We start from the raw sequence: 6,083 nt of genomic DNA, 5'->3' as shown, positions 1-6,083 counted from the left end.
AGGAGCAGGTCTTTCATGGGCGCATCTTCAAGAACCTCTCCGAGGTTCGGGTCGCTGTTCTAGAGTTCAAGGAACGCTACAATCGCCATTGGCGTCTTGAGAAAATGGGCTTCATGTCACCCCTTGAAGTCCGTCAGGCTTATACTCAACAAATGGCGGCCTGAGTTGCTAAAGCGTGTCCAGATAATTGGAGGCGGTACACTCGGACACAAACACCAAACGATGACGCAGCACTACACGCGAAACAGGAAAGGCGAGAAGGTCAAGCCACTTCGTTGAGAAGAGGACCGCTGCACTATGCAGTGGATTTGATTTTGTAGAAAAGAGCCGGGTTTTGTAGAAGCGCGTTAGTGAGCACTCCGGCTCAGCGCAAGCGCTGATGGTGGGCCCGCTGGGACTCGAACCCAGGACCAAAGGATTATGAGTCCTCTGCTCTAACCAACTGAGCTACAGGCCCTACCTGAAGGTAGTCTAAAAAACCGGCTACCTTTGCTCCACTACAAGCTTACCGCGTTCTTCCGTGGGAATCACTTCCCCCGCCACCAAGTTATCCATCGTCAGTGGCGCGGCGCTTTGGGAAAGAAGTTCGCGCACGAAATTGGGATGCGCGAACACGGCGCGGTGGGTATCGCCGTTGTAATACTGAAGACTATGCAATCCGCGCTCGGCGATGCGCGCATCGGCTTGCTGCGCGCTCAGTGCGAGAGGATCGGCAAGATCGGAAACGCACGCCATGCCCCACAGGCTGCCATAGGTTGGAACGTACACGAGGTAGGGGCGCACGATCTTGAATACGCACTGAAGAGTCTTCACGATGCGGTTGAAGGTATTCGGATGGGCGATGGGCGATTCGAGGTGTAGGGAGAGCACGCCTTGCTCTCCCAGCACCCGCCTGCACGCACCGTAGAACTCCGTTGTGTAGAGTGCCAGCGAAGGGCCGGAGGCATCGGTGAGATCGATGACGATTTGATCGAAACGGTCGTGGGTGGTTTCGATGTAGGCCTTACCATCCATGACGCGCACGTCCAGGCGGGGATCATCGAAGACGCCGTTGTGGATTTTGCCGAGATATTTTTTCGAGGCCTCCACGACGCCCTGATCCAGTTCGGCAACGACCACGCGCTCCATGGTGCGGTGCTTCAACAACTCTTCCGCCGCGCCGCCATCCCCGCCTCCGATGACCAATGCGCGCCTGGGCTCCGGGTGGGAGACGGCGGGTACGTGGCACAGGTTCTCGTGATAGAAGAACTCGTCGCCCTCGGAGGTCTGGAATACATTATCCAGGCGCAGCACGCGGCCGAATATCGGGGTGTCGAACACCTCGATGCTTTGAAACTGCGTGCGGCCGGAAAGCAGCGGCGCCCCGGCGCGCAGGAAAAACCCGTAGTTCGGGTTTACCTGCTCGGCCAGGAAGGCGGACGAAGCCTTCACATTCGGCACTTCAGAAGTCTCGCTCAGGCGCGATCCACCGATACAAGACGAGGATCGGCCGGCCTGAAGGTTTCTATGAGTGCGTCAAACAGTTTCTTGGCTTTTTCGCGGTTGTTGCAACTGTAGTTGCACACGTAGACGTCGATCGTGACATAGCCACGCTCCGGCCAAGTGTGAATGGACAGGTGCGATTCCGCAAGCACCACCACGCCGGTGACGCCGCCTTCACCGGGGAACTGGTGAAACAGTTCGCCGGCAACGGTGAGTCCCGATGCGCGTACAAGCGATACACAATGATCCCGGAGCACGTTGGCGTCGAGCATGTAATGCTTCTCGCTGGCGCACTCGTAGAGATCGCCGATAAGATGAAGGCCTGCTGCAGACTTCTCAACAACTGAGGTCGCTGCTTGAAGGCTAAGCGTCATCGTTACCCTCCTTGTTAAGTTAAACAAGTAACGAAAAACGCCGGGCCCAGGAGTCCCGGTCTATCCCCAGGTGCGATGCATACGCTAACTACCCACTACCGTGTACGCCGCACCCCAAACAGCCGCTGCCCCGGTCCAAGGCAAACGGACGCTCGCTCGGCCCCGGGAAGTCAGAAACCATTAACGAGTTTCTTATCCCATAGCCTCGCGAATTCGCGCCCCAGTCAGAGAGTGGTACCCTCGTCAGGGACCGTGCGCAAAAACAAACCCCGCGAGCGGCGCCAAGACCACGCGCAGGGGGCGAATTGTGCATCAATCGAACCGGCATGTGAAGCGTTTTCTAGGTCCCGCATTAGCGCTCGAAATGCCGTTCGAGTAACTCCTAGGACGACTCGGTATCGAGGAAGCTGCGCAGCCGCTCGGAGCGCGATGGATGTCGCAGTTTGCGTAGCGCTTTTGCCTCGATCTGGCGAATGCGTTCGCGCGTGACATCGAACTGCTTGCCCACCTCCTCAAGGGTATGGTCGGTGTTCATCTCGATGCCAAACCGCATGCGCAGCACCTTGGCTTCCCTAGGCGTCAGGGTGTCCAGGACTTCCTTGGTGGCCTCGCGCAGGCTGCTGTAGACTGCGGCGTCCACTGGAGCAAGGGTGTTATGGTCCTCGATAAAATCGCCCAGGTGGGAGTCGTCATCGTCTCCAATGGGCGTTTCCATGGAGATGGGTTCCTTGGAGATCTTCAAGATCTTGCGGATCTTGTCCTCGGGCATTTCCATCTTCACCGCCAGCGTGGCCGGATCGGGCTCCAACCCGGTTTCTTGCAAGATTTGCCGCGAGATGCGGTTCATCTTGTTGATGGTTTCGATCATGTGCACCGGAATGCGGATGGTGCGCGCCTGATCCGCGATGGAGCGGGTGATGGCCTGGCGAATCCACCAAGTGGCGTACGTGGAAAACTTGTAGCCGCGGCGGTACTCGAATTTGTCCACTGCCTTCATCAAGCCGATGTTGCCCTCTTGAATCAGATCCAGAAACTGTAAACCCCGGTTGGTGTATTTCTTCGCAATGGAGATCACCAGCCGCAGGTTCGCCTCGGTCATTTCGCGCTTGGCGCGGCGGGCCTTGGCCTCGCCGGTGGACATCTGGCGGTTGATCTCCTTCAAATCGCGCAGCGAAATGGATACGCGGCGCTGTAGGCCGATCAAGCGCTGTTGCTGCTCGACGATGGCTGGCGCGAAGCGGGCAAGCGTCTCGGCGTAGGGTTTGCGCGAGGCGATTTCACGCTTGATCCATTCGACGTCTTCCTCGTTGCCAGGAAAATTATTGATGAAGTGAGAGCGCGGCATGCCGGCTTTTTCGACGCAAATCTCCATGACGGAGCGCTCGTTGCCGCGGACCTCGTCCACCAGTTTGCGCACGCTGTCGCACAGGGCTTCGATCTGTTTCGCGGTGAAGCGGATTCTCATCAACTCCGCCGTCAGCGCTTCTTGAGCCTTGAGGTAAGACTTGCTCTTGCTGCCGTAGCGCTGCAAGGCCTTCATCATGCGGCCGCGAATTTCGGCGATGGCCGTGAAGTGGACCAAGGCGTCTTGCTTCAACTGGAGCAAGGTGGCGCTTTGCACGCCGGCTTCGTCTTCCTCGGTCTCGGCGTCCAAGTCCTCTTCCGTCTCCTCCTCGGAGATTTCGGGCGGAACATCGTCCCCCGCGTCGGGATTGACCAGGCCATCCACGACTTCGTCGATGCGCAGTTCATCCTTGGTGACCTTTTCGGCCAACAGCAGAATGTCGCCGATGGTGGAAGGGCAAGCGGAAATGGCCTGCATCATGTGCCGCAAGCCGTCCTCGATGCGCTTGGCGATTTCGATCTCGCCCTCGCGCGTGAGCAACTCCACGGATCCCATCTCGCGCATGTACATACGCACGGGATCGGTGGTTCGGCCGAATTCCGAATCCACGGTGGTAAGGGCTTGTTCGGCTTCCTCCGCCGCGTCCTCGTCGGGCGCGGGCGGATTGGCCTCGGCCAGGATGAGGAGCTGCTCGGAATCGGGCGCCTCGTCGTAGACCTGGATGCCCATGTCGTTGATCATGCTGATGATGCTTTCGATCTGCTCGGCATCCAGCATATCGTCTGGCAGGTGATCGTTGATCTCCGCGTAAGTGAGGTAATTGCGCTCCTTACCCAGCACGATCAGATTCTTTAACCGGGTGCGCCGTGTTTCCGCGTCGTCCGCGTGTAGTTCGACCCGGACCGCGGCCCGCTTCAATGCGTCCCGTTCGCGTTTCTTCTCTTCTCTACTCTTTCTCGCCATGTAAGGTCCTCTTTTTCTAGGTCCGGCTTCTGGATGCCTCGAAATTGCCCAAGACTGCGCCCCGCTTACCGTAAAAACCCTCCATTCTAGCAAGGTGACCTTGCTCAAGGGAAAAGGTTTCTTGAAATGAAGCTCAAATCACTGGCTGTTGAAGGAGCCGAAACTGCTCCTTTTCTTCTGGGGTCCAGCCACGCTCTTTCAGCGCTTCCATGAGCCCCCTCTGGCGTGCCTTCCTCACTTGCTCTTGCATGGCCCGCCATGCTCCCTCTAAATCTTGTTTGAGTTGGCCCTCATCAAGGCCCAGTTCGTCCCACTCCATGGTGGATCTTTCCACTTCCTGTGCCACCGCCTCGAGCGTGGTGCCGCGAAATGCTTCGGTTAGATTGAACTTCTCACCACCCGCGCGCAAGGCGGGTAGCAAGGCATGCAGAAACTCCAACTCAAGGCTGGTAACCTGTATCAGTTCAAGGCCATGGGTATTAAAGCGGTTAAGGTCCGTGATGGATCCCGCCAACTGGGGGCGGTAGGCAAGGATCTCAAGAAAGGTCCTAAAGGCCGAGCGCAACCTTGGGGAATTCGGCACTCGCGCCCGAACTTCGGCAGCGGGGCGCAGTTGCAGCGCCTTTAGCACTTCAGCCTCCGCCAACCCTGATACCTCGGCCACTCGTTTTCGCATCGTCAATGCGAGCAGGGGTGCGCTGATCTGGCCCAACAAGGGCTTCACGTCCTCCAGGAACTTGGCCTTGCCTTCCGCCGTGGCCATGTCCACCCGGCCAGTCAGCTCCCTCAGCAAAAACGCCGACAACGCGAGGGACTCGGAAGCCAGAAGCTTGACGAAACCCTCCGGCCCAAAGCGGCGCACATAGCTATCGGGGTCTTCGCCTTCGGGGAGGAAAAGGAACCGGATCTGCTTACCGTCCTTGATCTGCCCGATGGAGTTTTCCAGTGCCCTCCAGGAGGCGCGGCGCCCGGCATTGTCACCGTCGAAGCAGAACACGATTTCGTCGGTTTGGCGCAGCAGTTTTTGAACGTGGGTAGGGGTAGTGGCCGTGCCCAAGGTGGCCACGGCGTACTGCACTCCGAATTGCGCAAGCGCCACCACATCCATGTAGCCCTCCACCACCACGACGCGCCCCGCGGCGCGAATGGCTTGCCGGGCTTGAAAAAGGCCGTAGACTTCACGGCCCTTTTCGAACAAGGGCGTCTCTGGCGAATTGAGGTATTTGGGTTCGCCGCTATTGAGCACGCGGCCTCCGAATCCGATCACCCGCCCTTGCGCATCGGATATGGGGAACATGATGCGGTCGCGAAAGCGGTCGTAGCGTTTTCCGGAGTCGTTGTCGATGACAAGCCCGGCTTCGGCCAGGTCATGGGAGTCGTAGCGCTCGAAGACAGCCGACAAGTTTTGCCAGCCCTCTGGCGCATAGCCGACACCGTAGCGCGCCGCGATTTCGCCGGATAGCCCGCGGCTTTTCAGATATTCGATGGCTCGCTCGGAGCGCTTCAATTCTTTCTTGTAGAACCGCTGGGCGTGCTCCATGACGGGAAGAAGCCCTTCCACCCGGCTGCGCGAAGCGGGCGCATCGGTCGTGAACTGGGCTTCGGGGACGCTCATACCCACCCGGCCCGCCAATTCCTTGATGGCGTCCACGAATCCGAGGCCGAGGTGCTCCATGAGAAATCCAACCGCCGAACCGTGAGCACCGCAACCAAAGCAATGATAGAACTGCTTTGACGGGCTAACGGTGAAGGATGGGGTTTTTTCGCCGTGGAAGGGGCAGCACGCGGCCAAGTTAGCGCCCGCGCGCTTGAGCGGCACGAGAGGGTCGATCACATCCACGATGTCGACCCGGGCTAATAAATCTTGGACGAAAGATTGTGGAATCATTGCCCTACGCAAAGGATCGAACGCGCCATCC

At 58.5% G+C, this 6,083-nt stretch carries 4 protein-coding genes and 1 tRNA gene; all 5 read right to left on the bottom strand.

From position 1 onward, the window contains the following. Positions 1 to 380 precede the first annotated feature (380 nt). The 5 genes from EXR36_08030 to EXR36_08010 all read right to left on the bottom strand — a co-directional run bounded on the left by EXR36_08030 (position 381) and on the right by EXR36_08010 (position 6,052). Positions 381 to 457: transfer RNA gene (locus EXR36_08030), tRNA-Met, on the bottom strand. 26 nt (positions 458 to 483) lie between these two features. Next, a complete protein-coding gene (locus tag EXR36_08025) occupies positions 484 to 1,440 on the bottom strand; it encodes a polyamine aminopropyltransferase (GenBank protein MSQ59578.1) in 957 nt (318 codons plus the stop codon). Positions 1,441 to 1,454: 14 nt separating this feature from the next. Continuing rightward, complete coding sequence (speD, locus tag EXR36_08020; GenBank protein ID MSQ59577.1) at positions 1,455 to 1,856, bottom strand: adenosylmethionine decarboxylase; 402 nt, start codon at positions 1,854 to 1,856, stop codon at positions 1,455 to 1,457. A gap of 382 nt (positions 1,857 to 2,238) precedes the next feature. After that, positions 2,239 to 4,164, bottom strand: a complete 1,926-nt coding sequence (gene rpoD / locus EXR36_08015) for an RNA polymerase sigma factor RpoD (GenBank protein MSQ59576.1) — start codon at positions 4,162 to 4,164, stop codon at positions 2,239 to 2,241. Positions 4,165 to 4,297: 133 nt separating this feature from the next. Continuing rightward, complete coding sequence (locus EXR36_08010) at positions 4,298 to 6,052, bottom strand: DNA primase (GenBank protein MSQ59575.1); 1,755 nt, start codon at positions 6,050 to 6,052, stop codon at positions 4,298 to 4,300. Positions 6,053 to 6,083 lie beyond the last annotated feature (31 nt).

It is taken from the genome of Betaproteobacteria bacterium (assembly GCA_009693245.1).
Classification (GTDB): Bacteria; Pseudomonadota; Gammaproteobacteria; order Burkholderiales; family SHXO01; genus SHXO01.
This window is presented reverse-complemented; position numbering and strand designations above follow the sequence as displayed.